Origin of the sequence: Chryseobacterium sp., assembly GCF_019236175.1 — a bacterium.
Classification (GTDB): Bacteria; Bacteroidota; Bacteroidia; order Flavobacteriales; family Weeksellaceae; genus Chryseobacterium.
The window spans coordinates 94,983-120,666 of record NZ_JAFAJM010000009.1; the positions used below are offsets into that span (position 1 = coordinate 94,983).

At 37.0% G+C, this 25,684-nt stretch carries 30 protein-coding genes; 21 read left to right on the forward strand and 9 right to left on the reverse strand.

Features of this window, described 5'->3' with window-relative positions:
- Positions 1–46 precede the first annotated feature (46 nt).
- Positions 47–376 carry a 2Fe-2S iron-sulfur cluster-binding protein gene (locus tag JO178_RS07900; RefSeq protein WP_291933949.1) on the reverse strand — a complete coding sequence of 110 codons (330 nt, stop codon included), beginning with the start codon at positions 374–376 and terminating at the stop codon, positions 47–49.
- A 12-nt stretch (positions 377–388) separates the two neighbouring features.
- Entirely contained in the window at positions 389–1,444 is a 1,056-nt protein-coding gene (locus JO178_RS07905; protein ID WP_291933951.1) for an NAD(P)/FAD-dependent oxidoreductase, read from the reverse strand.
- A 152-nt stretch (positions 1,445–1,596) separates the two neighbouring features.
- On the opposite strand from JO178_RS07905, the gene JO178_RS07910 reads away from it, so the two are divergent.
- Positions 1,597–2,367, forward strand: coding sequence for a DUF3108 domain-containing protein (locus JO178_RS07910; protein WP_291933953.1), 771 nt, complete (start codon positions 1,597–1,599; stop codon positions 2,365–2,367).
- Between the two features lie 279 nt (positions 2,368–2,646).
- Here the strand turns inward: JO178_RS07910 and pheS are convergent, their stop codons facing one another.
- Both pheS and JO178_RS07920 read right to left on the reverse strand, forming a co-directional pair.
- Positions 2,647–3,657 (reverse strand): phenylalanine--tRNA ligase subunit alpha, encoded by a 1,011-nt coding sequence (gene pheS, locus JO178_RS07915; protein ID WP_291933956.1) that lies wholly within the window; start codon positions 3,655–3,657, stop codon positions 2,647–2,649.
- 127 nt (positions 3,658–3,784) lie between these two features.
- Positions 3,785–4,444: a YceI family protein gene (locus tag JO178_RS07920; protein WP_291933959.1), complete on the reverse strand. Its 660-nt coding sequence runs from the start codon at positions 4,442–4,444 to the stop codon at positions 3,785–3,787.
- Between the two features lie 76 nt (positions 4,445–4,520).
- On the opposite strand from JO178_RS07920, the gene JO178_RS07925 reads away from it, so the two are divergent.
- Positions 4,521–5,456 carry an ABC transporter ATP-binding protein gene (locus tag JO178_RS07925; protein WP_291933962.1) on the forward strand — a complete coding sequence of 312 codons (936 nt, stop codon included), beginning with the start codon at positions 4,521–4,523 and terminating at the stop codon, positions 5,454–5,456.
- A gap of 291 nt (positions 5,457–5,747) precedes the next feature.
- Here JO178_RS07925 and JO178_RS07930 read toward each other — a convergent pair whose 3' ends face one another.
- Positions 5,748–6,092: a zinc ribbon domain-containing protein YjdM gene (locus tag JO178_RS07930; RefSeq protein ID WP_291933965.1), complete on the reverse strand. Its 345-nt coding sequence runs from the start codon at positions 6,090–6,092 to the stop codon at positions 5,748–5,750.
- Between the two features lie 257 nt (positions 6,093–6,349).
- Between JO178_RS07930 and JO178_RS07935 the strand changes: the two genes are divergently transcribed.
- The 19 genes from JO178_RS07935 (at position 6,350) to JO178_RS08025 (ending at position 23,430) form a co-directional block, all read left to right on the forward strand.
- On the forward strand, positions 6,350–7,555 hold the full coding sequence (locus tag JO178_RS07935) for an RsmB/NOP family class I SAM-dependent RNA methyltransferase (RefSeq protein WP_291933969.1): 1,206 nt from the start codon (positions 6,350–6,352) through the stop codon (positions 7,553–7,555).
- 25 nt (positions 7,556–7,580) lie between these two features.
- Positions 7,581–7,736, forward strand: coding sequence for a hypothetical protein (locus tag JO178_RS07940; RefSeq protein ID WP_291933972.1), 156 nt, complete (start codon positions 7,581–7,583; stop codon positions 7,734–7,736).
- A 60-nt stretch (positions 7,737–7,796) separates the two neighbouring features.
- Positions 7,797–9,464: a GLPGLI family protein gene (locus JO178_RS07945; RefSeq protein WP_291933975.1), complete on the forward strand. Its 1,668-nt coding sequence runs from the start codon at positions 7,797–7,799 to the stop codon at positions 9,462–9,464.
- A 322-nt stretch (positions 9,465–9,786) separates the two neighbouring features.
- A complete protein-coding gene (asnB, locus tag JO178_RS07950; RefSeq protein ID WP_291933977.1) occupies positions 9,787–11,454 on the forward strand; it encodes an asparagine synthase B in 1,668 nt (555 codons plus the stop codon).
- Positions 11,455–11,627: 173 nt separating this feature from the next.
- Positions 11,628–12,440: a hypothetical protein gene (locus JO178_RS07955; protein ID WP_291933980.1), complete on the forward strand. Its 813-nt coding sequence runs from the start codon at positions 11,628–11,630 to the stop codon at positions 12,438–12,440.
- 143 nt (positions 12,441–12,583) lie between these two features.
- On the forward strand, positions 12,584–13,990 hold the full coding sequence (locus tag JO178_RS07960) for an MFS transporter (RefSeq protein WP_291933982.1): 1,407 nt from the start codon (positions 12,584–12,586) through the stop codon (positions 13,988–13,990).
- A 144-nt stretch (positions 13,991–14,134) separates the two neighbouring features.
- A complete protein-coding gene (locus JO178_RS07965) occupies positions 14,135–15,010 on the forward strand; it encodes a pirin family protein (RefSeq protein ID WP_291934605.1) in 876 nt (291 codons plus the stop codon).
- A gap of 203 nt (positions 15,011–15,213) precedes the next feature.
- Positions 15,214–15,525 (forward strand): GNAT family N-acetyltransferase, encoded by a 312-nt coding sequence (locus tag JO178_RS07970; RefSeq protein WP_291933985.1) that lies wholly within the window; start codon positions 15,214–15,216, stop codon positions 15,523–15,525.
- 57 nt (positions 15,526–15,582) lie between these two features.
- Positions 15,583–16,482 carry a pirin family protein gene (locus tag JO178_RS07975; protein ID WP_291933989.1) on the forward strand — a complete coding sequence of 300 codons (900 nt, stop codon included), beginning with the start codon at positions 15,583–15,585 and terminating at the stop codon, positions 16,480–16,482.
- 22 nt (positions 16,483–16,504) lie between these two features.
- Positions 16,505–17,038 (forward strand): NADPH-dependent FMN reductase, encoded by a 534-nt coding sequence (locus JO178_RS07980; protein WP_291933992.1) that lies wholly within the window; start codon positions 16,505–16,507, stop codon positions 17,036–17,038.
- The gene (locus tag JO178_RS07985; RefSeq protein ID WP_291933995.1) at positions 17,031–17,609 is read left to right on the forward strand and encodes a TMEM175 family protein; all 579 of its coding nucleotides are present in this window, start codon (positions 17,031–17,033) and stop codon (positions 17,607–17,609) included. Before JO178_RS07980 ends, JO178_RS07985 begins: the two co-directional genes overlap by 8 nt.
- A gap of 1 nt (position 17,610) precedes the next feature.
- Entirely contained in the window at positions 17,611–17,829 is a 219-nt protein-coding gene (locus JO178_RS07990) for a (4Fe-4S)-binding protein (protein ID WP_291933998.1), read from the forward strand.
- On the forward strand, positions 17,829–18,224 hold the full coding sequence (locus JO178_RS07995) for an OsmC family protein (protein ID WP_291934000.1): 396 nt from the start codon (positions 17,829–17,831) through the stop codon (positions 18,222–18,224). Before JO178_RS07990 ends, JO178_RS07995 begins: the two co-directional genes overlap by 1 nt.
- 1 nt (position 18,225) lies before the next feature.
- Complete coding sequence (locus tag JO178_RS08000; protein WP_291934003.1) at positions 18,226–18,513, forward strand: GNAT family N-acetyltransferase; 288 nt, start codon at positions 18,226–18,228, stop codon at positions 18,511–18,513.
- A gap of 169 nt (positions 18,514–18,682) precedes the next feature.
- Complete coding sequence (locus JO178_RS08005; protein ID WP_291934007.1) at positions 18,683–20,242, forward strand: sodium:solute symporter; 1,560 nt, start codon at positions 18,683–18,685, stop codon at positions 20,240–20,242.
- A gap of 26 nt (positions 20,243–20,268) precedes the next feature.
- Positions 20,269–20,958 (forward strand): SGNH/GDSL hydrolase family protein, encoded by a 690-nt coding sequence (locus tag JO178_RS08010; protein WP_291934009.1) that lies wholly within the window; start codon positions 20,269–20,271, stop codon positions 20,956–20,958.
- A gap of 28 nt (positions 20,959–20,986) precedes the next feature.
- A complete protein-coding gene (locus JO178_RS08015; RefSeq protein ID WP_291934012.1) occupies positions 20,987–21,505 on the forward strand; it encodes a hypothetical protein in 519 nt (172 codons plus the stop codon).
- A 74-nt stretch (positions 21,506–21,579) separates the two neighbouring features.
- Positions 21,580–22,464: a transketolase gene (locus JO178_RS08020; protein ID WP_291934607.1), complete on the forward strand. Its 885-nt coding sequence runs from the start codon at positions 21,580–21,582 to the stop codon at positions 22,462–22,464.
- 18 nt (positions 22,465–22,482) lie between these two features.
- Positions 22,483–23,430 (forward strand): transketolase family protein, encoded by a 948-nt coding sequence (locus JO178_RS08025; RefSeq protein ID WP_291934015.1) that lies wholly within the window; start codon positions 22,483–22,485, stop codon positions 23,428–23,430.
- Between the two features lie 107 nt (positions 23,431–23,537).
- Here JO178_RS08025 and JO178_RS08030 read toward each other — a convergent pair whose 3' ends face one another.
- Genes JO178_RS08030 through JO178_RS08045 form a run of 4 tightly spaced genes read right to left on the reverse strand, consistent with a single transcriptional unit; the run spans position 23,538 to position 25,666 of the window.
- Positions 23,538–24,044 (reverse strand): hypothetical protein, encoded by a 507-nt coding sequence (locus tag JO178_RS08030; RefSeq protein WP_291934017.1) that lies wholly within the window; start codon positions 24,042–24,044, stop codon positions 23,538–23,540.
- On the reverse strand, positions 24,022–24,504 hold the full coding sequence (locus JO178_RS08035) for a hypothetical protein (RefSeq protein WP_291934020.1): 483 nt from the start codon (positions 24,502–24,504) through the stop codon (positions 24,022–24,024). Before JO178_RS08035 ends, JO178_RS08030 begins: the two co-directional genes overlap by 23 nt.
- A 58-nt stretch (positions 24,505–24,562) precedes the next feature.
- Positions 24,563–25,108, reverse strand: a complete 546-nt coding sequence (locus JO178_RS08040; protein ID WP_291934024.1) for a hypothetical protein — start codon at positions 25,106–25,108, stop codon at positions 24,563–24,565.
- Between the two features lie 21 nt (positions 25,109–25,129).
- Complete coding sequence (locus JO178_RS08045; protein ID WP_291934025.1) at positions 25,130–25,666, reverse strand: hypothetical protein; 537 nt, start codon at positions 25,664–25,666, stop codon at positions 25,130–25,132.
- Between the last annotated feature and the right edge of the window lie 18 nt (positions 25,667–25,684).

Consider the following 25,684-nt stretch of genomic DNA (forward strand, 5'->3'; position numbering starts at 1 on the left):
TTTGAGAAAACTCAAACGGGTTTTTATTAAGATTAAAAAATATTGTCTAAGGATAGGGAGCAATTTCCACTTCAAGTCCTTCCATTTCATCTGCCATATGCAACTGACATCCTAATCGGCTGTTATCCTTCACATGGAAAGCCTCAGCCAGCATAGCATCTTCTTCATCTCCCATAGGCTCCAGCCCCGGATCATTAATTACATAAACCTGGCATGAAGCACACATTGCCATTCCTCCGCATACTCCAATAGTACCTTCTTCAGCCAATTCGTATGAACGAATAATCTCCATCAGGTTCATGGACATATCCGTAGGAGCTACGACATCATGGGTTACCCCCTCTCTGTCGGTGATTTTAATATTAATATCTGACATAATTCTGCAAAATTAGTCAATTTTTTTCACAACAGCTTTCTCCGCTTCTTTACGGCTACCGTCAAATCCGTCTACTCCACTTACAGTAGTATATTTTAAAACGAATTTTTTACCAGGATTTAATCTGTTGTAAACACTTTGACACATTAGCGTAGCCTCATGGAAACCACACAGAATCAGCTTCAGTTTTCCGGGATAAGTATTGATATCTCCGATAGCATATACTCCGTCAATATTGGTCTGATAATCAAGAGCATTATTAACAACGATTGCGTTTTTCTCGATATTTAATCCCCAGTTTCCGATATCACCCAGTTTTGGAGTTAATCCGAATAAAGGAATAAAATAATCTGTTTCAATATCAACCGCTTCTTCGCCGTCTTTTTCTACTGTAATAGCTTCTACTTTTCCTTCTCCTTTGATGGCTGTAACTTCAGCAGGAGTAATCAGCTTGATTTTTCCCTGATTCTTCAGATCCTGAACTTTTTCTACAGAATCCAGTGCTCCTCTGAACTCATTTCTTCTGTGGATCAGAGTAACTTCACTGGCTACATTGGCAAGGAAAATACTCCAGTCAAGAGCAGAGTCACCTCCACCCGCAATTACTACTCTTTTGTTTCTGAAGTGTTCAGGTTCTTTAATAAAATATTCCAGCCCTTTTTCTTCATAATCAGCGATGTTTTCAATGGTAGGTTTTCTTGGCTCAAAAGTACCTAACCCACCGGCAATAGCTACCGCTTTTGCTCTGTGAACCGTTCCTTTATTAGTGATCACTTCAAACCATTCTTCATCTACTTTGTTTAAAGTAACAGCAGTTTCCCCTAAAGTGAATCCCGGCTGGAATTGTTTGATCTGTTCCATCAAATTATCAACTAATTCTCCAGCATTAACTGAAGGATATCCAGGAATATCGAAAATAGGTTTTTTAGGATAAAGTTCAGCTAATTGCCCTCCCGGCTGTGGAAGTGCATCAATAATATGACACTTCATTTTTAATAGACCAGCTTCAAAAACTGCAAAAAGTCCTGTAGGTCCCGCGCCTATGATCAATATATCGGTGGTTATCATAATGTTTAGATAATTTAATTATACTTGTAACTGCAAATTTACTAATTTTAATGCGAAGCATATTTAATTGATTCTAAATAAAAACCTGAGATTTGTCAAATATCTCTATTTTAGGATTTTAAATTTGGCAATGTTTTTGTAAATGTCTTAATATGAAGAAAATTTTAAACCTTTTTGCAGTATTTATATTCTTTTTAGGCTCAGCACAGCTCAGCAATATTGCAGATGGTGAATCAATCACTTTCAGAATTCATTATGGGTTCCTGAATGCCGGTACCGCAAACCTTACTACAAAAAAAACAGTATATAAGGGCATTCCTCACCTTTATGCCAAAGGTACAGGAGAAACTACCGGTGCAGTAAAGGCTTTTTTTAAAGTAGAAGATTTGTATGAAAGCTTTATCAATACAGAAACAGGGCTTCCCAGCTTCTATGTAAGAAATGTACGTGAAGGAAGCTATCGTCAGCATTTTGAAACTGCCTTTAACCATGATAATAACACGTTGATCTTAACAGATAAAAAAGAACCTGCTAATGGCTCAAAAGTGATAAAGTCTGTAAAAGGCGTTCAGGATATGCTTTCATGTTTTTATTTCTTACGAAGCAAAACTTCAGATGAATTAAAAATAGGAACCATTATCAATATGAATGTATGGATTGACGATGAAATGTTTCCATTCCAGTTAAGAGTGGCCGGAACTGAAGATCTTAAAACGAAATTCGGAACCATCAACTGTTTAAAAATTATTCCGTCAGTAAAAAGCGGAAGAGTATTTAAAGAAAAAGAAGGGGTTACAATGTGGGTTTCCAATGATGCCAATCATCTTCCGATGCTATTAAAAGCTGAACTGGCAGTAGGTTCACTGAAAGCCAGTATCGATGACTTTAAAAATGTAAAATACCCATTAAAGTTTAGCAAGTAAACTATAAACTGCTGGTTTCTTAAATTAAAAATGTCTGTAAAGTTTTTTACAGACATTTTTAATGAATGTAATACAAACTGATTCCTGATTGTCTTTATTATAGAAGCAGCTTATATGGCTGCTTAAACATAAGATACTTCTTTATTTTTTAATTATTGAAGTATATATAAGAAACAGGACACGTGTAAGTTTTTCAATACCATCAGTTTTTAGTTACGTTTTGTTTCTTAGGTCAGTAATTAAAAACAAAAAACCTCCGGAGCTCCGGAGGTTTGATTTTTATAAAGATTTGAATTGTTCTAATGTTCTGATATCATTCTCGAAGAACATTCTGATATCGCTCATTTGATAAAGAAGCATGGTAATTCTTTCAATCCCCATTCCAAATGCATATCCCGAATATTTTTCAGCGTCAATATTTACATTTTTAAGAACAGCAGGATCTACCATTCCGCATCCCATAATCTCCAGCCAGCCTGTACCTTTTGTAATTCTGTAATCGGTCTCGGAGTTTAGTCCCCAATATACATCAATTTCAGCACTAGGCTCGGTAAAAGGGAAATAAGAAGGTCTCATTCTGATTTTAGACTTCCCGAAAAGTTCTGTCGTAAAGAACTGAATGGTTTGCTTCAAATCGGCAAAACTTACATTCTCATCAATATATAATCCTTCAATCTGATGGAAAATACAGTGAGATCGCGAAGAGATGGCTTCATTTCTGAATACTCTACCCGGAGATAAAATTCTGATTGGCGGCTGGTTTTCTTCCATAAAACGGGTTTGTACAGAAGAAGTATGTGTTCTTAAAAGGATATCCGGATTCTGTTCAATGAAGAAAGTATCCTGCATATCTCTTGCCGGATGGTATTCCGGAAGATTAAGCGCTGTAAAGTTATGCCAGTCGTCTTCAATTTCTGGACCATCTGCTACCGCAAATCCAATAGATTTGAAGATTTCAATAATTCTGTTTTTAACCAGGTTGATTGGATGTCTTGACCCCAGATCCAATGGAAAGGCAGGTCTTGTAAGATCTTCTTTCTCTACCACAACAGAAGATGCAGAAGCACTTTTCAAGTCCTCCAGTTTCACAGCAACAGCCTGTTTCAAAGTATTGATCTTTTGTCCGAAATCTTTTTTCTGGTCGTTAGGAACTTCTTTTAATGTTTCGTAAAAATCATTCAGAACTCCTTTTTTACCGTTGTACTTGATACGGAAGTTTTCTATCTCTTCTTTAGAGGTAGCATTGAAGCCGTTTACTTCGATCAGTAGTTCTTCTATCTTTTCTATCATTATTTTACCCTTTCAAAATGTTTTGCAAAAATACGACTTTTAAGTTGAATAATAAGTCAGTCATAAAAAAATCTGCCTCTTTTTCGGGAGGCAGACTTCAATCACTTATTTCACTTAAATAAAAAAATTATTTCTTTTCTAAAGCTTTCACGTTGATCTGAAGAGTTACCTCATCTTTAATCACTCCGTTTTCAGCAGGAGCCTGGAATTTCACACCAAACTCTTCTCTCTTGATATCTTTTGGCTCAGTCGCTACACTCACCTCTCCTTCTTTCACAGAAACATTAGCTTTAAACTGAACCGGCTTTGTAATCCCTTTAATCGTCAGGTTACCATCTAAAAGTGTATTGTAATCACCTTCTGTAGCGGGTGTCACTTTTGTAATCTCATAAGAAGCAGTGGGAAATTTTTCTACTTCGAAGAAATCACCACTTTTAAGATGTCCGTTTAATTTTCCTAAATCTTCCGGACTGTCTTTTAAGTCCACAGAAGTTAAAGAATTCATATCAGCAACGAATTTACCGCTTTCCAGTTTTCCCTCTTTTACTGTTACATCACCACTTTCAAATTTAATAGTTCCGAAATGGCTTGTATTTTCAGATTTAAATACCTTGTATCCTTTCCATTCAACTTTACTGTTTAGCGTATCCAGAGTATACTGGCTACCATCTTTGGTAGTTGTCACCTCATTACTTTCGCTGGTAACCGGTTTGTCTTTTTTACAAGAAATGACAACAGCCGCAGCAAATAAAGCAGGAATAGCTAACGAAAACAGTTTTTTTCTCATTTTTGATATATTTTTATTACTCCTGCTAATATAATAAAAAAAAATAGTGTTTTTATAAAAACCTTACATTTGTAATATGCTATTAGAAATAAACAATTTATTTTTCTCTCATACCAAGGATAAGCCATTGTTTCAAAACCTTAATTTAAGCTTTGAAGCCAACAGGATTATAGCATTGGCAGGGGAAAGCGGATGTGGAAAATCTACACTTCTCAGTTTGATCTACGGGCTTCTCGACTGGGAAAGCGGAGATATTATATTTGATAAAACACGGCTTTTAGGTCCCAAAGGAAATCTTGTTCCCGGAGAAGCCGATATGAAATTTGTAGCACAGAATTTTGATCTGATGCCTTACGCTACCGTTGCCGAAAATGTGGGAAAATTTATATCCAATATCAATCTAAAGCAGAAGAAAGAAACAGTAATGGAGCTTCTGGATGTGGTAGGACTTCAGGAATTCGCGCATATACTTCCTAAATATTTAAGTGGCGGCCAGCAACAGAGAGTGGCCATTGCAAGAGCTCTTTCCGTACTACCTAAATTGCTTATCCTGGACGAGCCGTTCAGTAATCTGGACTTTCCCAGAAAAATTGAACTTCGTGAAAGGCTCTTCAGATATGTAAAACAACAGGGAATTTCGTTAATAATCTCTACCCATGAACTTCAGGACATTATGCCCTGGCTTGATCAGATTGTTATTCTTCAGGAAGGAAGATTAATCCAGAATGACAGTCCGGAAGAAACCTACCGGAGACCTTATAATTCTTATGTAGCCAAGTTGTTTGGTGAAGTTAATATTTTTAGTGAAGAAGAAAGTACAGATTTTCAGTTATCCAAATTTTCATACTATCCCAAAGAAATAAAAATTTCCGAAAACGGATTTCCGGGTGAAGTCATGGAAAGCCGATTTGCAGGAAATTACTACTGGAATAAAGTGAAAGTAAAAAATAAAGAACTGGTGATTTTCACTGATGATCAATTAGAAGGACCGGTTTCAGTTTCGTTTATGTAAGATAAAGGTGAAAGCGGCTACCCAAGAGGTTTTTCGCAACTCCCACAAAACATAACTAATACATTTACTTACACTTACCATCAATTTAAAGATAAAAAAAATACAAATATAAGAACCTGTTATTAAACTTTTTCTTACATTTGTATTTCCACAGCATAAGGAAATTTTTGGTTAATTCTCTTTCTGCCTTCCGGACGGACATTAGCAATCTTGCAATTAAGTCTTTTGAAAGATTACACTGTCCAATTTTTTCCTTTTTTTATGTTTATCATCAATAAAAGCTGACTACCTCTATGCTTTCTTTACAAATTCTGATTTCAAAGCCATCGCTCCGAATCCATCAATCTTACAATCAATATTGTGATCACTTCCCGGTCTTAAACGGATATTTTTTACTTTAGTTCCGGCTTTTACCGGTTTTGGTGCACCTTTTACAGGAAGATCTTTCACCACAACCACAGAATCTCCGTCCTGAAGTTCATTTCCGTTTGAATCTAATATTTTCCCTTCATTCGCTGATTCAGAAGCTACTTCTTCAGGGTTCCATTCATAGAAACACTGGGAACATACCATCATATTGTCACTCGGATAGGTAAACTCCGAGCTGCATTTCGGGCAAAGTACTGTATCACTCATATTTTAATTTTTTACAAAGGTAGAGCTTTTTAGAGGTTAAAGTCAAGAGGAAGGGATTGGGATTATACATAAAAATATAAGATTTCGAAAAATTGATAATTCAACATTCATCAGGCCTTCCAATCGTTATTGATGTATTACCGGCATTACATTTCAGACCTAAACTTTAAAGTTTGAGCCTTGCCCCATATATTTTAAACTCCCAACTCTCAACTTTAATTCGTATTTTTGCAGATTCAAAACAGCGAAGCAAACTTATGGAACTTATTCACAGAAACTTAGCGATCGGAATTCACGATGCTTTACAAGAAACATTTTTCGAGAAAAATAAATACGCTGATAAAGTAATCGAAAGACTTTTAAAAGCTAACAAAAAATGGGGAAGCCAGGACAGAGCCGTTGTTTCTGAGATTTTCTACAATATTATCCGTTGGAAAAAACGCCTTGAGTACTATATGGGAGAAGGTGTAAAACCCAACAATATTTATAAACTTATTATTGCTTACCTGCTCTGGAGCAAAACCAATTATAAAAAATTTGAAGAATTTGACGGAATTAAAATTGCCGATATTCTTACCAAGCTTAAAAAAAATACAGTTCCTACCAAAGCTATAGAACATTCTATTCCGGACTGGCTGGCGGAAACACTTGAAAAAGAACTGGGTTCCAGCTGGGAAAGAGAAATGATTGCTTTGAATGAGCAGGCTCCTACTGTTCTAAGAACAAATTCTTTAAAAACAAGTACAAAAGAACTTATTTCCGATCTTTCTGACGAAGGAGTTGTTTCTTTTCCTATCAAGAATTATCCGGATGCAGTGCAATTAGAAGAAAAAAAGAATGTTTTCCTTACCACGGCTTTTAAAGAAGGCTTATTTGAAGTTCAGGATGCTTCTTCCCAAAAAATCGGATATTTCCTTGACGTAAAAGAAGGTCAGAGAGTAGTAGATGCCTGCGCAGGTGCAGGTGGAAAAACACTTCACCTAGCAGCATTGATGCACAATAAAGGCCAGATTGTGGCATTGGATATCTTCGAATGGAAGTTGGCTGAATTGAAGCGTCGTGCTAAAAGAGCCGGAGCTCATAATATTGAGACCCGTATGATCACGGATAACAAAGTCATCAAACGTCTTCATGAAAAAGCGGACCGCCTTTTAATTGATGCTCCGTGTTCAGGCCTTGGTGTACTGAAAAGAAATCCGGACAGCAAATGGAAGATTGATCAGGATTTTATCGACAGAATTAAAAAAGAGCAACAGCAAATCCTTCAGGACTATTCTAAAATGCTTAAAAAAGGCGGAAAAATGGTCTATGCAACCTGCTCTATTCTTCCTTCTGAAAACAATGGACAGGTAGAAGAGTTCTTAAAAAACAATCCAGGATTTAAAATGATTAAAGACGAAAAAGTAATGCCTAGTGAAGGGTATGACGGATTCTATATGGCTTTGATCGAAAGAGTTTCTTAATCACCGAAAGATCATAAAAATAACAATGGCTGTTTTCAAAGTAAAGCAGCCGTTTTTTATTCTGGCCATCACCATGAAGAATATTCATGATCTGCATCCTGACTTCAGGAAGAAGTCATCTCTTAAACTCCTTAACAGCTCTTCTGTAACAACGGGGTCATATCTTCTACTGATTCTGTAGATCATCACCGTTTTGCGGCCACAGAAACTTGGAATAACTTTGTGGTAAACTCATTTATTTATGCTAAAAAGAATCCGTATTAATTTCCTGGCTATTTTTCTGTTTTGCCTGGTCTCAGCACAGACCTATGAAATCCAATATATTAATTCCTATAACGGAAAAGTACAAACAGACCAGCCCGCCACAATAGTATGGGTGAATGAAAAAGAAAACTATATTCTAAACAACAACATTAAGAATCAGAAAAGCGGTTATCCTTTTGAAATTACAAAGGTTAAAAAGCCTTCCAATATCGTTATTTCCTATGCTTTTTTAAAACCGGGAGAAATTATTTCAAGTTCAGATTCCGAGTCTGTAGGAAAGCAAAATTTTGAATTTACCGGTGAATCAAAAAAAATAGCAGGTTATACCTGTAAAAAAGCAGTTACTAAAGTCAATTCCAATACTATTGAGATCTGGTATACCAATGATCTTAACCTTAAGGGCGGGCCTTCCGTTTTAGGACAGGATCTGGGACTGGTTTTAGAAGTGGAAAGAAATAAAAATTCGGTGATCCGTGCTGGTTCCATCCAAAAAATTAAAAATACAGATACTCAGAAATTGATAACAGCATCTGTACAACCAACAGATCAGCTAAGTTATAAAGATATGCTTTGGAAAAGCCGATTTACAACATTGAAAATTTTCGAGAATGAAATCATTAATTTTTCCGATGCTTCAAAATCTGACCGTCAGATCAAAAGATACGCAAACGGCACTATTATTCTTAAAAAAATTAAATTTCCTGTTATTTCAGAAGGTGAAAATATCTTTGCAGAACTGAAGCAACAATCCAACGGAGATGCCTATGACAGAACAGGAACGGTATTTTTTATTCCCCAGGATAAAACAACCTCTTTCTTTGACGGTCTGGAAAAAGGAGTAAAAACGCTTCCTGTATTTGAAAACGGAAACGGAAAGCAGTATTTTGGAATCACCGCCACAGAGAGCTATACTCCCGCTGTAGAAATGATGAGATTTTTCACTCCTTTCGGAATTCAGCAGTTCAATCACATCCAGCTAAAAGGGAAAACCTGGCAGACTGTTAATCCCTATAGAGAAGATATCACAGAATTCAGACCTTCTTTATCAGGAAAAGAACTTTGGATAGGAGCATTTATCGGAAACTATGATAAAGGCGGGCACAAAGTGAACCTTGAAATTACCATCCATAAAAGCGATCAGGCTGTGCATAAAAACAATATAACAATCCCTTTATTCAACTCCTTAAATATCATGGAAATGGCCGGACAGGACTACTCCACCATGTTTAATGAATCTAAAGGGCTATGGGTTGATTTCGATGTAGAAAAGGATATCAGAAATGCTCAGTTAAGATACACTACTACCGGACATGGCGGGTGGGAAAACGGCGACGAATTCATTCCCAAAGCCAATACCATTTCACTGGATGGGAAGGTCATATTTTCATTTGTACCATGGAGAACAGATTGTGGCTCCTATCGCCTGTACAACCCTGCTTCCGGAAATTTCCAGGACGGGCTGTCATCCTCGGATCTGAGCAGATCCAACTGGTGCCCGGGAACAGTTACCAATCCCAACTTCATTCCTCTCGGAGATCTGAAAGCCGGGAAACATACCATACAGATACAAATTCCCCAAGGCCCTACCGAAGGAACCAGCTTCAGCTCCTGGAATGTTTCGGGAGTCTTGCTTGGAGTACAATAAAAACAAAACCTTCTTGCATGAGAATTGCAAGAAGGTAAAAACACAAATGATGAAAAAAAATTATTTCGAGCCACAAAGTAAGCCCTAAAATTCATATAATAAATTACCATATATTAATAAATATGTCATTTTTATTTCGTATAGAGAGTACAGTCTTTATCGGCTCTTGTGAAAAAAATCAATCAAAAAACCTATTAACCCACTATTATAGTTAATATTTTACTTTAAAAACATTTAATTAATTAAAAAAAATAACTATTTATCTTTTTTAATTGTTATTTATAAACAACACTTCTACTTTTGTCCCATAAATATTAAAAACATGTGTGGAATTGTATGTCTATTTGACGCCAAACAAGAAACTGAAACATTACGGCCTCAGGTTTTGGAAATGTCAAAAAAAATCCGTCACAGAGGACCGGATTGGAGCGGAGTATTTCAGGATGAAAAAGTAGTTTTCTCTCATGAAAGACTTGCTATTGTTGACCCTACCTCAGGAAAACAGCCCCTATTTACTAAAGACGGAAAAGTAGTACTAGCCGTAAACGGTGAAATCTACAACCATAGGGAATTAAAAGAAGAATTTGCGGATTACGAATTTCAGACCCAGTCTGACTGTGAAGTAATTTTAGCACTTTATAGAAAATACGGAAAAGATTTCGTTGAAAAACTAAACGGAATTTTTGCATTCGCCTTATATGATACTGAAAACGGAGTATATCTGATTGCCCGTGATCATATGGGGATCTGCCCACTTTATCAGGGATGGGACAAGAACGGAAACTATTATGTTGCTTCTGAATTAAAAGCACTCGAGGGTGTATGTAAAACAATTGAAACATTTTTACCCGGACATTTGGTATACAGCAAAGATGGCAGTGATCTTCAACAATGGTATAAAAGGGACTGGGAAAGTTTTGATCACGTAAAAGACAAAGAAACTGATATTGCAGCATTAAGAAAAGGCCTTGAAGATGCGGTTCACAGACAACTGATGAGTGATGTTCCTTACGGAGTTCTTCTTTCAGGAGGTCTGGATTCTTCGGTAATTTCTGCTATCACTGCAAAATTTGCAAGACAAAGGATTGAAAGTGGTGACACACAGGAAGCATGGTATCCGAGACTTCACAGTTTTGCCGTTGGCCTTGTAGGATCACCGGATCTTGTGGCAGCACAGAAAGCAGCAGAACATATCGGATCTGTTCACCATGAGGTCAATTTTACAGTTCAGGAAGGACTGGATGCCGTACGTGACGTGATCTATCATCTGGAAACTTATGATGTAACGACCATCAGAGCTTCTACACCGATGTACCTTCTGGCAAGAGTCATTAAATCAATGGGAATTAAAATGGTTCTTTCAGGAGAAGGTTCCGATGAGCTGTTCGGGGGATATTTGTATTTTCATAAAGCTCCAAATGCACAGGAATTCCATGATGAAACGGTAAGAAAACTAAGTAAACTTCATCTTTATGACTGTTTAAGGGCCAACAAAGCTCTAATGAGCTGGGGAATAGAAGGCAGGGTTCCTTTTCTTGACAAGGAGTTTATGGATATCGCTATGACCCTTAACCCAAAGGATAAAATGATTAATGCCTCGGAAGGAAAAATCGAAAAGTGGGTACTCAGAAAAGCTTTTGAGGATATTCTTCCGGAATCTATCGTCTGGAGACAAAAAGAACAGTTCTCCGATGGTGTTGGATATTCATGGATTGATACGCTGAAAGAAGTTGCGGAAAAAGAAGTTACCGATGAGATGATGGCTAATGCAAGATTCAGATTTCCGCTAAACACGCCTCAAAATAAAGAAGAATACCGATACAGAACTATTTTTGAAGATCACTTTCCAAGTGAAACTTCTGCGGCAACTGTTCCGTCTGTTCCTTCCGTAGCCTGCTCCACTCCTGTCGCTTTAGAATGGGATGAAGCTTTCAAAAAAATGAACGACCCGAGCGGAAGAGCGGTAAAAGTACACGAAACGTCATATTAGAGATAGAGCTTCGGAATCCGTCTCTGTTAAATAGAAAATTTATCAATCCCGTAGCGATACGGGATTTTCTTTTGAATTAACGACAACAATATCGACATAATTTAACTGACAATCAAAAATAATATCTAATAAATAATTATATTTGGAAAACGAAAATATCAATTATAAAAAAAATGAGAAGAAACCTTACTGTTTTGTTTGTCTTATTATCCTTCAGTTTCGCCTTTGGGCAGGGAAAATATGGCAAATACCTGAATTCAAAAAAGCTTGCTTTAGCTTACAAAAGTGTGAAAGATGCTGATAAGGATGACTATTATCAACAATTTTACTGGCTGGTAAAGGCTGAGCAGCTTAAGACGTATCCTCACCTGAAAGATGTAAAGCCAGTTGTATTATATGAATTTGTAAAAAAAGTAAACCCTCAGAATCCTACTAAAAAACTGGATGCAAGAAGTAAAGAACTGAGAGCAACAGCAGAACTTTCTTTAAATCAGTATTTTAAAAATAAAAATTTCGAAAACAATTCTGTTTTGATGTACAATCTTGAGACCTATGTTGATCCGTCTAAAGGCCAATACTACACAAAAGTTGATCCCGAAAAGATCAAGGAGCTTGTTCCGAAGGAATTATTTGCATTCAATTCTCTCAACAGAAATATGGGAGAAGAAAAAACCTATTATCTTTGGATTGATAAGAAAAAAGACGATTTCAATATTGTAGATATCATTCCGGACGAAAAAGAGGATAAAGCTTTCTATACAAGACTGAGACAGTATCTTCCGAATTATAAGTTCTCTAAATATGTTCCTTCTGTAAAAAAAGGAAACAAATCAGACAAAACCGATTTAGAATACTACTACATCATGCCGTTTGAGCAGAATACCGATAATATCGAATACAAAACAAAAGATTTCAAAACATATATTCTGAGCCAGTATAAAAAAGCCGGTGATGAATGGAAAGGAGTAGAAAAACCAAGAAAATAAATCAAAAAGTCCTGTGATATTTCGCAGGACTTTTTTAATTTTATATAGATTTCTTTATCTAAAGATTCAAACTGCTTAAAGTAAGCACTTTTCTTCAAATAAAATAAGTCTGGAGACTCTATAGACACTTCAGCCTATATAAAATGACAGAAGCATCAAACCCACAACAGACCTCCATCAAGAAAATTCTTCCATTGATTCTGGCTACTGCTATTTTTATGCAGATGCTGGACTCCACTATTCTGAATACTTCTTTACCTTCCATCGCAAAAGATCTTAATGAGTCCCCCCTTAATATGCAGAACGCTATTATCAGCTATGTTCTGACTTTAGCTGTTTTTATGCCTGCAAGTGGTTTTTTGGCAGACAGATTCGGAACCCAGAAAGTATTCATCGTTTCATTGGTCCTCTTTAGCCTGGGGTCTCTCTTTTGTTCATTATCTCAAAACCTTACCCATCTGGTCATATCACGAGTTATTCAGGGAGTCGGGGGAAGTCTGATGACCCCCGTCGGAAAACTTGCCCTGATTAAGACTTTTGATAAAAATGAATTGCTGAAAGCGATGAACTTCGCGATTATTCCGGCGCTTATAGGGCCTGTGCTTGGTCCGTTGGTAGGAGGTTATATGGTAGATTATCTCTCATGGCACTGGATTTTTCTAATCAATATTCCTATTGGAATGCTGGGGATTATTTTAGGATTGAAATATATGCCCAATTATAAATCTGACAATGTTGATTTTGATGTAAAAGGTTTCCTAATTTTTGCGGCTGCCTCCCTTCTTCTTTCGGTATCGCTTGAACTTTTCGGAGATATGCAGAATATCACCCCGGTCCTTCTTGTATTTATTATGGGCTTTCTGTTTCTTTATTATTACTATAAACATGCAAGAAGAGGAGGAAACCCTATTTTCCCTTTAAATTTGTTTCAGGTAAGGACTTTCCGTGTAGGAATTGTCGGAAATCTGGCAACGAGATTAGGAATCAGTTCTGTTCCGCTGTTACTTCCTCTGATGATTCAGATCGCCTATAAGCAGTCTGCCGTAACTTCAGGCTGGATTATTGCTCCTATGGCTATAACTGCGATATTCGGAAAATCATCTGTTATTAAAATTTTAGATAAGTATGGATATCGACAGACTTTAATGGTGAATACCTTCATCATCGGAACTCTCATCTGTCTATTGGCCATTCCTGATATTCACACCTCTTTATACTGGTTTATTCCTATTATTGCAGTATTAGGATTCTTCAATTCTATCCAGTTTACTTCCATGAACACTATTTCCATTGCGGATTTACGAAATTTTCAGACCAGCAGCGGAAATTCACTGATATCTGTTAACCAGCAACTCGCGATCGGATTCGGAATTGCATTCGGACTTATTGTATTAAAACTGTTTGAAAATACAGACCTCATCAAAGGCGAGATTCATAACGCTTTCCGCTATACCTTTATCACGGTAGGCATACTAACGATTTTCTCCGGTTTAGTCTTCAGAAGACTTCATATTTCGGACGGAAAAAATATGAAATCGAAAGATGAGTAGATTCCGGACATTCACCTCAAAGTATATATCATCTATTACTGACCAGTTTTATTTACCTTCCTGTTTTACCCTACGATCTTAACACAGATCAATGTTTTTTTCTCTTAGCTGTGGTATTTTTGTCTATATAAAATCAACAATATGATGGCAACTAAAAAAGTAGAAACTGTAGTATCTCCAAGACCTGCACATTTTGTAGGTGACGGATTCAGAGTGCACAATTTTATTCCTGGTGTGCACGGATTAGATATGAAAAGAATGGACCCTTTCATTATGCTTGATTACAATTCGAAATTTCATTTCAACGGTTCAGATACCCCAAGAGGTGTAGGAGTACATCCACACAGAGGTTTTGAAACGGTAACCATAGCATACAGCGGTAAGGTAGAACATCATGACAGCGCCGGCGGAGGTGGTATTATCGGAGAAGGTGATGTACAATGGATGACAGCCGCTAAAGGGGTTTTACATAAGGAATATCACGAGACAGAATGGTCTAAAAAAGGAGGAATTTTTCAGATGGTTCAGCTCTGGGTAAATCTTCCTGCAAAAGATAAGATGAGCCATCCAAAATATCAGGCTATTGAAAACGCTAAAATGGAAAGAGCAGACCTGGGTGAAAACGGATTTGTAGAAATTATAGCAGGAGAATATCAGGGACATCTTGGGCCAGCCAAAACTTTTACCCCTGTTCATATGATGAATGCCAAACTTAAAGCCGGAGGAAAAGCAGCATTTAATTTTCCAGCCCATTTTAATACCGCTGCTTTGGTGATTGAAGGCAATATCATCATTAATGAACAAGACCATGTAAAAACGGATCATTTTGCTTTATTTAAAAATGAAGGAGAAACATTCACCATTGAGGCAAAAGAAGATGCTGTTGTTTTAATCATCAGCGGAGAACCGATTAATGAGCCGATTTATCCTCACGGACCTTTCGTTATGAACTCCAGAGAGGAAATTATGCAGGCATTTGAGGACTTCAATACCGGAAAATTCGGTTATCTGGAAGATTAGCAGATTTAAATTTAACTTAATCTTTAATTGCTCCTTTTTTACTAACTTTATATAATGATGTTACGGTAAGCATAACAGGAGCAGAGTACATATAAACGACAATAAATATTTTATGATATCTTGACAAGTCTTATAGGTTTTCAAAATCGATAAGGCTGAGTCATCAGACAAATCATATACAATCTATCCTTAATACTACAATTATGAAATCCGAATTCGAAAATATACCTCTGGTAAAAGCTGACAAAAGATTTGAAATCGAAGTCAACGGACATTATGCTTTCATTGATTATCGTGAAACCAGTCATCAGATTGCTTTGATTCATACTGAAACAGAACCGGAACTTGCCGGCACAGGAGCTGCTGCAGCAGTGGTAGAAAAAACACTGAATTATATTGAAGAAAGCGGTAAAAAACTGCTGCCTTTCTGCCCTTACGTTTTTGCTTTTATTAAAAAGCATCCTGAATGGAAGCGTATTGTTGATGAAAAATTCGAAGGCTATCATCAGCTTTAAATCAACAACAGGAACCTCTCAACTTATCTAAACAATTCAAAAAACACATTATTTATCATGTCAAATATCGGACTTATCATCGAAGAAAAAGCTGCAGATATAGGAAATTTTCTGGTGGGAAGACTTCTTCCTTTTCGTGAAAAAAGAGCCGTAGGACCTTTTGTATTCATTGATCACATGGGACCTTCTGAATTAAAGGATTATCAGAATCTTGATGTGCCTCCGCATCCGCATATAGGATTATCTACATTAACGTATCTGCTTGAAGGATCTATTTTCCATAGAGACAGTATAGGAAGTGCCATCGAAATAAAACCGGGTGCTGTCAACTGGATGACTGCCGGAAAAGGTGTGGTACATTCGGAAAGAACTCCGGAATACCTAAGACACAGTGATAAGAGACTCCACGGATTTCAGATCTGGGTAGGACTGCCTAAACATCTTGAGCAATCTGAGCCTACGTTTCATCATATCGAAGCAGATGACATTCCGGTCTGGGAAGAAGACGGAATTCAGTATAAATTAATTGCAGGTGAAGCATTCGGAAGAACGTCTCCGGTTCCGGTACACAGCAAATTGTTTTTCCTTGAAATCAAAACAAAAGAGCCTAAGAAAATAAGCATAGGAAAAGATCTTTACGGAGAAGCTGCCATGTATGTACTGGACGGAACTGTAACGACCGAAGGAAATACTTATGGTTCTAAGCAGCTGATGATTGCAAAAGATACCAAACTGTGTGAATTTGATATGAGTGAAAACGGTACGGTTTATCTTTTTGGCGGTGATCCTTTCGATGATGAACGCTTTATATTCTGGAATTTTGTCAATTCCGATAAAGAATTAATAAATCAGGCCAAAGTAAACTGGAATGATCAGAACCATGAAGCATTTCCTCTGGTTCCGGGTGATGAACAGGAATATGTTCCGCTTCCCAAAGCTATTTTAAACAAAAAATAAATTCGGTTAAGCAATAAAAACCATGAAAATATTAGCATTTGCAGGAAGTTCTTCTTCCACTTCGATTAACCGTGAACTGGTGAAGTTTGTCCTAAAGGATTTTCAGAAAGAGGAAATTAATCTGATTGACCTCAATGATTTTACAATGCCTGTTTTTTCTGTTGATCTTGAAAAAAAAGGATTTCCTGACCAGGCCCACCGGTTTTTAAAAGCCATTGAAGAATCCGATGTTATCATTTGCTCTCTTGCCGAACACAATAGATCCTACAGTGCTGCCTTTAAAAATGTTTTTGACTGGGCTTCAAGAATTAATGTAAAAGTATTTCAGAATAAGCCCATGCTTCTGATGAGTACTTCTCCGGGAGGATTTGGAGGCGGAAACGTGATGAATACTGCCAAAACATTTTTCCCGCAGTTTGCTGCTGATATCAAAGACACCTTCTCATTACCTAAATTTTATGAAAATTTTGATCTTGAAAGCGGAGTTATTAACCCTGATATGCTGGCTGATCTGAAAAATAAAATACAAAACTTTAAAAATCAGGTAAATGAATAAAGGAAGATTAGAAGCCTTCAGTGACGGTGTTCTGGCTATTATCATCACCATTATGGTACTTGAACTGAAAGTTCCTGAGGGTGATAGCTGGGCAAGTCTGAAACCTCTCCTTCCCAAATTCTTAGCTTATATTTTCAGCTTTATTTATGTAGGAATCTACTGGAACAATCATCATCATTTGTTTCAAACGGTAAGAAAAGTAAACGGAAGTATTCTCTGGGCCAATCTGCATTTGTTGTTCTGGCTCTCATTAATGCCTATTGCAACAGAATGGATAGGAACAACCCGTTTTTCCAAAAATCCGGTAGCCGCTTATGGTATCGGACTGATTATGTCTGCAATTGCCTATACTATTTTAGAGCATGTAATTATCCGGTCTGAGGGAGAAAGCTCAACACTGAAGGAAGCTATCCATTCAAAATATAAAGAATATATCTCCATTATATTTTATGTACTGGGAATCGCTACTTCATTTTTTTATCCTTATATTGCCATAGGTTTTTATTATATCGTAGCTCTTATATGGCTGATTCCGGACAGAAGAATCGAAAAATCATTAAAAGAAAATTGATATGGAAACACATGAATATCCCAACGGCGACATTACGGTCATCTGGCAGCCCCAAAAGTGTATCCACTCGGCTGTATGTGTAAAACTGCTTCCCCAAGTCTATAATCCCAAAGACAGACCCTGGATAAAAGCAGAAAATGCAACCCCTGAAGAACTCAGAAAACAAATAGATCAATGCCCGTCAGGAGCATTAAGTTATAAATTCAATACAGAAAAATAATGGCGGTAACTGTACAAGCAAGTTTAGGAAAAACAAAATATTACACTCAGGTAACAGCTGGTGAAAATCAGATCATTACTGATGAGCCTGTAGATAAAGGTGGGCAGAATAAAGGCTTTAATCCCCTGGAAATTCTGGCCACCTCTCTGGCAAGCTGTACGGCAGCTACCTTGAGAATGTATATTGAAAGAAAGGAATGGGACGTGGAAAACATCCTTGTAGAAGTGGAACTTGAAAATTTCCCATTGACTAAAAGAGCTGTTTTTAAAAGAGATATCCGCTTTGAAGGAGTACTGGATGATGAGCAGATGAAAAGATTACATACTATCGCAGACGCCTGCCCTGTTCATAAAATATTAACTAACGACATAGAAATACTAACTAAATTCTCATAATATGATCGAAGTAAAACAAAACAATGACGAGAAACACGGAAGTTTTGAAGCTTTCATAGATGGAAGGCGCGCAGGAATGATGACCTATACCTGGGCGGGAGAAGAAAGATTTATTATTGACCACACTGAAGTGGAAGAAGCTTACAATGGAAAAGGAGTAGGTAAAGAAATGCTTTTGGCAGCGATAGATTTTGCCAGAAAGAATGGCAAAAAGATTATTCCGCTATGCCCTTTCGCTAAAGCAAGTTTTCAGAAAAGCCCGGAACTTCAGGATGTATTGGTGAATTAACTGCTATTTCCAATCTTAACATACCAACCTTTCAGAATAAGATCTGAAAGGTTTTTTATTTTGTTGATGACCATTTAGCATTTCTGCAGATTCATAAAAACAGACCATATACTGAATTCACTATCCACGAGTGATCTTTTTTATATATTTGCTAAAATTTAATTTAAGCATGAATCCAGGAACTGTCCTTTTGCTATTTGTTTTCATCTATTTCATCGGTCTTTTAGTAATTTCTTATTTCACCAGCCGAAATTCTGATAACCAGTCATTCTTCATCGGGAATAAAAAAAGTAAATGGTGGCTTGTGGCATTCGGAATGATCGGAACCAGTTTAAGCGGGGTCACATTTATTTCAGTTCCGGGAACGGTGGGAAAAATGACAGGCTCCGAGTATATTTACGGCGGTTTTGAGTACTACATGATGGTTATTGGTTTCTTCATTGGATATTTCATCGTTGCAGCCATCCTTCTTCCGTTGTATTACAAGATGAACCTGACATCTATTTACACCTATCTGGGAAGAAGATTTAATGTTGAAGCTCATAAAATCGGCTCTATATTTTTTATCATTTCCAGAGCTATTGGAGCTACGGCGAGACTCTATCTGGTAGTCAATGTTTTGCAGATTTTTTTACTGGAAGGCTTAGGCGTTCCGTTTTGGGTAACTTCTCTTGTACTCTTACTTATGGTTCTTTTATACACCTTTGAAGGCGGAGTAAAAACAATTGTTATTACAGATACTCTGCAGACTTCTTTTATGATTATCAGTCTGGTTGCATGCATCGTTTATATTCTTTCCAACCTTAACTTATCTTTTGGTGAAGCATATACTATTTTAGAACAGAAGAATTATACTCATTTCATCAATTTTGATCCCAATTCAAAAACTTTTTTCCTTAAAACAATTTTAGGAGGGATTTTTATCACCATTGCCATGACAGGACTGGATCAGGAAATGATGCAAAAAAACATCTCTGTAGATAATCTTAAAAACTCAAAGAAAAACATGCTGACTTTTGCAGGAACTCTTCTGATTGTCAATCTTGCATTTTTGTTCCTGGGAGGCCTGCTCTATCTTTTTGCATTACAGCACGGCGCAGAATACGGCACTACAGGTACTGATCCTGTGACCAATATTTTTGGATTTAAAGATGCATCGGGCAATATTAAAAATATAATGGGCGATGATCTTTTCCCGGCTTTATCTCTTCAGGGATATTTCCCGATGACCATTTCCATTATCTTCATCATTGGGTTGATTTCGGCATTATTCCCTTCTGCCGACGGGGCTTTAACAGCTGTTACAAGTTCCTACTGTGTAGACCTTCTCAATCTTAATGAAGATAAAACCAAGACTGAAAAAGAAAAGAAAAGTCTTCGTATGAAAGTCCACTTAACATTTACGGTGGTTTTCTTCATTCTGATTATGGTCTTCAAAGCTTTGAACGATAAATCGATTGTTTATCTTATCATGGAAGTAGCAGGTTATACCTACGGACCGCTTTTAGGACTTTTTGCTTTTGGTATTTTCACTAAATTTAAGATATCAAAGAAGTATTCAATCCTTGCCGTGACTATTTTGGCTCCTGTGCTTACCTATCTGATTAATTTTTCCGTGACCACCTACACCGATTACAGAATCGGGGTGGAATTAATTGTTCTCAACGGGTTGCTTACTTTTATCGGACTATGGATTGTTAAAGACAAACAGGATCTAAGACTTGTTTAATAAAAAATAACCCTAAAATATCAGTTATGAAATTATCCGTTTTTCTGACCCTGAGTCTGTTTACAGGTCTATTTGTAAATGCACAGAATGCTGTTGATTTTGCCAATCTTGCAAGATATAAAGATGAAAATACAAGCATTTTAAGTTCAAAGAAAAAAGTGGATGTTGTCTTTATGGGCAATTCCATTACAGAAGGCTGGGTGAAAAGCCATCCGGAATTTTTTTCTGAAAATAATTATACAGGCAGAGGAATCAGCGGGCAAACCACATCACAGATGTTACTGCGTTTTCAGAATGATGTTATTGCTTTAAAACCAAAACTGGTGATCATTAATGCGGGAACCAATGACATTGCTCAGAATACAGGTGTTTATGATCCTGATTTTACGTTTAATAATATCAAAGCAATGGCTGATATTGCCCAAAACAACGGAATTAAGGTTATCATAGCCTCCGTATTACCTGCTGCTGCATTTCCGTGGCGCAAAGAAATAACGGATGTTCCCCAGAAGGTAGATGCCCTCAACAACAGGCTAAAGCAGTATGCAAATGACAACAAAATTATTTATGCAGATTATAATTCTGTGATGCGTGATTCAAAGGGAGGAATGCGTGAAGGTCTTTCGAAGGATGGTATCCATCCGGTTCCCGCAGGCTACGCCATCATGGAACCACTGATAAAAAATGCCATTCATAAAGCCTCAGTAAAAAAATAAAAAATTCAAAAAATACACTTTATTAACTATGAAAAAAATGATTTCGCTCTTCATCTTTGTATGGACATTTGGGATGATGAGCGCTCAGGAAAACTTTGAACTGTCTACATTGAGAATCGGACCTTTTAAGATTTTCATGTCTAAAACAGAAGCTGAAAAGATTGCAGGTACAAAACTATACGCCGAAGGGGATAAAAAAAACAATGTGAAATATAATGGAGAAACCATTCAGATTGATATTTTCGACCAGTATGTAAATGAAGCCAACCCTTCTGTTCCTTCTGTTTCGTATATGACGACAACCAGCAAAAAATTTAAAACAAAAAGCGGAATCGGAATCGGAAGTACCAGAGATGACCTGATCAATGCCTACAGAAATTATTCCAGCTTCAGTGTTCGTCCTGAATGGGATGATACAATGCAGAAACCTGTTAAGGATGCAGGTTATTTCACTTTAGAAGACAGCCAGGCCGGAACACAGCTTACTTTTAAACTGGTCAACAATACGGTTGTAGAAATTTCAGTTTATCTTAACGAAGGCTGCTAACTCCCTGCTTTAAATAAAATAATCAAAATCCGGACCTGAGCTCCGGATTTTGCATTTCCGTAAGCCGCCAAAAAATTGTAAATTCGCATGCAAATAAATCAGATATAATGAGTAAAAGTATCGAAGAGTTAAAATCTCTTACTACACAGATCAGAAGAGACATTTTAAGAATGGTTCATGCTGTTAATTCAGGACACCCGGGTGGAAGTTTAGGTTGTACAGAGTTTTTTACAGCTCTTTACGGAAAGGTGATGAACTATCATCTTCCTTTTACGATGGAGGGAAAAAATGAAGATCATTTTTATTTGTCAAACGGACATATTTCACCGGTTTACTATTCTACACTGGCAAGATTCGATTTTTTCCCGGTAGACGAGCTGAAAACGTTCAGAAAACTGGATTCCAGATTACAGGGACACCCAACGACTCACGAAGGACTTCCAGGGATCAGAATCGCTTCAGGTTCTTTAGGTCAGGGGCTTTCTGTGGCACTTGGTGTTGCTCAGGGTAAAAAATTAGACGGAGACAAGTCTCTTGTTTACACGCTTCACGGTGATGGTGAACTTCAGGAAGGTCAGGTTTGGGAAGCGTTGATGTATGCTGCTGCTAAAAAAGTAGACAACATCATTTCAACGATTGATTACAACGGACGTCAGATTGACGGAGATACTGATGATGTATTAAGCTTAGGAAATCTTCATGCTAAACTTGAGGCTTTCGGATGGATCGTTCTGGAAGAAAAGAACGGTAACGATCTTGAAGCTGTGATTGCTATTCTTGAAAAAGCAAAAACTGAAACCGGAAAAGGAAAACCGGTAGCAATCATTCTTCATACGGAAATGGGTTATGGGGTTGATTTTATGACGGGAAGTCACGCTTGGCACGGTAAAGCTCCTAATGATGAGCAATTGGAAACAGCATTCAAACAATTGTATTTAGAAGCTCCTGCAGATTACTAATATCTTAAAAAAATAAAAATGAAATATACATATACAGAAAAAAAAGACACTCGTTCAGGATTCGGAGCCGGATTAGCGGAACTGGCTGACAAAAACCCTAATGTGGTAGCACTTTGTGCAGATCTTATCGGTTCTTTGAAAATGGAGAAATTTATTGAAAAAGCTCCGGAAAGATTCTTTCAGGTAGGTATTGCCGAAGCCAATATGATGGGACTGGCAGCAGGTCTTAGTATTACAGGGAAAATTCCTTTTACAGGAACTTTTGCCAACTTCTCTACTTCAAGAGTGTATGACCAGATCCGTCAGTCTATCGCTTATTCAGGGAAAAATGTAAAAATCTGTGCATCTCACGCTGGTCTTACTTTAGGAGAAGATGGGGCAACTCACCAGGTTCTTGAAGATATCGGTATGATGAAAATGCTTCCGGGAATGACCGTGATCAATCCTTGTGATTACAACCAGACAAAAGCTGCAACACTGGCTATTGCAGACTTTGAGGGGCCTGTATATTTAAGATTCGGAAGACCTACCGTTCCGGTATTTATGCCTGAAGATATGCCTTTCGAAATCGGAAAAGGAATTTTACTGCAGGAAGGAACTGATGTAACGATCGTTGCTACAGGTCACCTTGTATGGGAATCTCTTGTTGCCGCTGATGAGCTTGAAAAAGAAGGTATTTCATGTGAAGTAATCAATATTCACACGATCAAACCTTTGGATGAAGAGATCATTTTAAAATCAGTGGAAAAGACCGGTAAAATTGTAACTGCTGAGGAGCACAACTACCTTGGAGGTTTAGGGGAATCTATTGCAGGAATGCTTGCAAGAAGAAGACCTACAAGACAGGAATTCGTGGCTGTGAATGATACTTTCGGAGAATCGGCAACTCCTGCGGAACTAATGAAGAAGTACAAGATTGATGCTGCTGCAGTGAAGGAAGCTGTAAAAAGAATTTTAGCAAGCTAAAATAAGCTATTATCAATATAAAAAATCGGCTGTTTCAGGGAAGCAGCCGATTTTCGTTTATATATCTATCAATTATTTAATCTGATCAACATCTGAAGGTTTTATCGCTATCTTTCTCTAGGAATTCCTACAGCTTCCAGAATAGGACATAATATCTGATCAATATATTCATCTTCTCTTCTGTTTGAAGCCTTAGAACCGGAAAAATAATTACTGATTCTGTAGTTTTTTACAAACTGATTTCTTTTTTTCCCGATACAAAAGTGGTAGCCTCCCCACTCTTCGTGGATAAAATAAGTCATTTCATTAAAATCCATGATTTTCCAGGAAAAATAAAGTTTCTTATAAATACACTTTTGAGATTTATCAAAAATATAAGTCACAGGAATTCTGAAAATAAGATCCGCCAGAAAATAGATCATATAAGCTGCCCATAATCCTATGGCAATCTGAAAAGAATTCCGGGACATATGAGGCTGATAATAAAAAATAACAGGAAATGCTATAAGTCCTAAAGCCAGCCAGCCCATCAAAAAACGCATGAAATTGTATTTGGGCATAATCCGGATCTCATTTCCGTCTTCACGGAATTTATAACGGTCTGTTACGTTCATTATTCTGATCATTAATATTCATGATATCTTCTGTTTCATTCACCATATTTTGTATTCCTCTTTGAGTAACCGCCTGTCCTATCGTCAGCTTTTTATTTTTGCCATCCACTTCAAAATGAGCTGAAAGGATTACATTAGTGGTAATCAGTCCCCAATATTTGGTCGTAAAAATTTCAAAATTGGTAAAATTCTCTATCGGATAAGTTTTGGCGGGAACAAAGACAGAATGTTTTCCGGTAACGGTAAGCCGGTCCATATCAATGATTAACTTCTTGGCAAAAAAATTGGCAATAATAAGTACTGCAACCGCCAGCAAAGAAAAGAACAGCCATGTAATTCCCAGTCTGTAAACGAAGACAGCTCCCGCTAAAAATACAATCGTTAGTATGGAAATAAAGACAGGCTGATTTTTAAAAGTATAGAGGTTTCCGTCTTTTTTGTAAAATTTTAAGGTATTCATAGTAATATTTATATTATGTTTTGATTGAGTTTAAAATAAGTGAATGGGGTGTATTTTGTTATCGGTAACGTTTTGCAATGTCATCGTCATTAATGGTTTCAAATGTGACCAGGTCTGTTCTGAAATAGGTATCGTGAATTGAGAAATAAGCATCTGTTTTATTTTCAGTAGCAGCAGCAGCTTTCTTCCAGCATTCAAAAAACCAATTTTCAAACAGGGTATATTTCTCATCATTATATTCATCCAGAAGATCATCAGCATCTTCTTCTTCATAGGAATCACAAAATTCTGCAGCTTCATTCCATATATCCTCAGGAATGAATGCGTTCCATCGGTCTGCTTCTGAATTCTTCCCGTCATTTTTTTCCGGAAGCATCATGGGTGCAATAATAATCTCGCCTGATGCATTAACAGCCCAGCATACCAGATTTAAATAGTCGTATTCATATTCAAAGTAAAAAGCTTTAATATCGGCTTTACTGTGATCTCCAAGATACCTTATATTCTCATCATTAAGTATATTGGTCAAATCATCGGTAAATGATCCGCTTATCTCATCTAAATAATTTTGAAATTCAATATTGAGCTTTTTGAGTTTTTCCATCAATTATCGTTATCTTTAAATTTATCGGGCAATGGTTCTTCCCACTACTTTTTCCAATGCTGAGAACATATCATCTACAGCTAATACCTGCACATCAGAATGATTTTTTAACCAGTAAGAATGTAAAACGATCAGATCCTCCTCAAGATTATAAAAAGAGTCATTGTTCAGTTGATCCCTTGTCACATTGGAGCCGAAATAATCGCTTTCCAAAAATTTCTGAAGTACTCCTTCCTGTAGGCTTTCAACTTTTGAAGACTGTTCAAAAAACAATTCCAGATGTTTCGAGGCTCCAATTTTCGTTAAGCCTTTTATTATCATTCCGTTAACCACCGGAGACCATTGGGAATTCCACACAAACTGGGAAAAGTTTCCGTTTTTATATTGCCACAGATAGTAATCCACATAATAACTTGTAACAGCGTCCTCATGCTGGTTTTCCGTTTCTACTCCTTCTTCAGCCAGCAGGTTTACCACAGAGATATTGGAACGGATGATATCATAAGGATCATTGCTGTTATAAGCATTATCAGATACAATTATTTTATTCAGTTTCATATGCTATAATTTGATGGG

What these genes read in the sequence shown, in the direction of transcription:
- JO178_RS08010 (WP_291934009.1), top strand. Translation starts at nt 20,269, where the DNA reads ATGAAATTATCCGTTTTTCTGACCCTGAGTCTGTTTACAGGTCTATTT.
- JO178_RS07925 (WP_291933962.1), top strand. Translation starts at nt 4,521, where the DNA reads ATGCTATTAGAAATAAACAATTTATTTTTCTCTCATACCAAGGATAAG.
- JO178_RS07965 (WP_291934605.1), top strand. Translation starts at nt 14,135, where the DNA reads ATGGCAACTAAAAAAGTAGAAACTGTAGTATCTCCAAGACCTGCACAT.
- JO178_RS08015 (WP_291934012.1), top strand. Translation starts at nt 20,987, where the DNA reads ATGAAAAAAATGATTTCGCTCTTCATCTTTGTATGGACATTTGGGATG.
- JO178_RS07920 (WP_291933959.1), bottom strand. Translation starts at nt 4,444, where the DNA reads ATGAGAAAAAAACTGTTTTCGTTAGCTATTCCTGCTTTATTTGCTGCG.
- JO178_RS07960 (WP_291933982.1), top strand. Translation starts at nt 12,584, where the DNA reads ATGACAGAAGCATCAAACCCACAACAGACCTCCATCAAGAAAATTCTT.
- JO178_RS07905 (WP_291933951.1), bottom strand. Translation starts at nt 1,444, where the DNA reads ATGATAACCACCGATATATTGATCATAGGCGCGGGACCTACAGGACTT.
- asnB (WP_291933977.1), top strand. Translation starts at nt 9,787, where the DNA reads ATGTGTGGAATTGTATGTCTATTTGACGCCAAACAAGAAACTGAAACA.
- JO178_RS08025 (WP_291934015.1), top strand. Translation starts at nt 22,483, where the DNA reads ATGAAATATACATATACAGAAAAAAAAGACACTCGTTCAGGATTCGGA.
- JO178_RS07935 (WP_291933969.1), top strand. Translation starts at nt 6,350, where the DNA reads ATGGAACTTATTCACAGAAACTTAGCGATCGGAATTCACGATGCTTTA.
- JO178_RS07995 (WP_291934000.1), top strand. Translation starts at nt 17,829, where the DNA reads ATGGCGGTAACTGTACAAGCAAGTTTAGGAAAAACAAAATATTACACT.
- JO178_RS07910 (WP_291933953.1), top strand. Translation starts at nt 1,597, where the DNA reads ATGAAGAAAATTTTAAACCTTTTTGCAGTATTTATATTCTTTTTAGGC.
- JO178_RS08000 (WP_291934003.1), top strand. Translation starts at nt 18,226, where the DNA reads ATGATCGAAGTAAAACAAAACAATGACGAGAAACACGGAAGTTTTGAA.
- JO178_RS08035 (WP_291934020.1), bottom strand. Translation starts at nt 24,504, where the DNA reads ATGAATACCTTAAAATTTTACAAAAAAGACGGAAACCTCTATACTTTT.
- JO178_RS07955 (WP_291933980.1), top strand. Translation starts at nt 11,628, where the DNA reads ATGAGAAGAAACCTTACTGTTTTGTTTGTCTTATTATCCTTCAGTTTC.
- pheS (WP_291933956.1), bottom strand. Translation starts at nt 3,657, where the DNA reads ATGATAGAAAAGATAGAAGAACTACTGATCGAAGTAAACGGCTTCAAT.
- JO178_RS07900 (WP_291933949.1), bottom strand. Translation starts at nt 376, where the DNA reads ATGTCAGATATTAATATTAAAATCACCGACAGAGAGGGGGTAACCCAT.
- JO178_RS08045 (WP_291934025.1), bottom strand. Translation starts at nt 25,666, where the DNA reads ATGAAACTGAATAAAATAATTGTATCTGATAATGCTTATAACAGCAAT.
- JO178_RS07975 (WP_291933989.1), top strand. Translation starts at nt 15,583, where the DNA reads ATGTCAAATATCGGACTTATCATCGAAGAAAAAGCTGCAGATATAGGA.
- JO178_RS07970 (WP_291933985.1), top strand. Translation starts at nt 15,214, where the DNA reads ATGAAATCCGAATTCGAAAATATACCTCTGGTAAAAGCTGACAAAAGA.
- JO178_RS08005 (WP_291934007.1), top strand. Translation starts at nt 18,683, where the DNA reads ATGAATCCAGGAACTGTCCTTTTGCTATTTGTTTTCATCTATTTCATC.
- JO178_RS07990 (WP_291933998.1), top strand. Translation starts at nt 17,611, where the DNA reads ATGGAAACACATGAATATCCCAACGGCGACATTACGGTCATCTGGCAG.
- JO178_RS08040 (WP_291934024.1), bottom strand. Translation starts at nt 25,108, where the DNA reads ATGGAAAAACTCAAAAAGCTCAATATTGAATTTCAAAATTATTTAGAT.
- JO178_RS07940 (WP_291933972.1), top strand. Translation starts at nt 7,581, where the DNA reads ATGGCTGTTTTCAAAGTAAAGCAGCCGTTTTTTATTCTGGCCATCACC.
- JO178_RS08030 (WP_291934017.1), bottom strand. Translation starts at nt 24,044, where the DNA reads ATGAACGTAACAGACCGTTATAAATTCCGTGAAGACGGAAATGAGATC.
- JO178_RS07980 (WP_291933992.1), top strand. Translation starts at nt 16,505, where the DNA reads ATGAAAATATTAGCATTTGCAGGAAGTTCTTCTTCCACTTCGATTAAC.
- JO178_RS07930 (WP_291933965.1), bottom strand. Translation starts at nt 6,092, where the DNA reads ATGAGTGATACAGTACTTTGCCCGAAATGCAGCTCGGAGTTTACCTAT.
- JO178_RS07985 (WP_291933995.1), top strand. Translation starts at nt 17,031, where the DNA reads ATGAATAAAGGAAGATTAGAAGCCTTCAGTGACGGTGTTCTGGCTATT.
- JO178_RS07945 (WP_291933975.1), top strand. Translation starts at nt 7,797, where the DNA reads ATGCTAAAAAGAATCCGTATTAATTTCCTGGCTATTTTTCTGTTTTGC.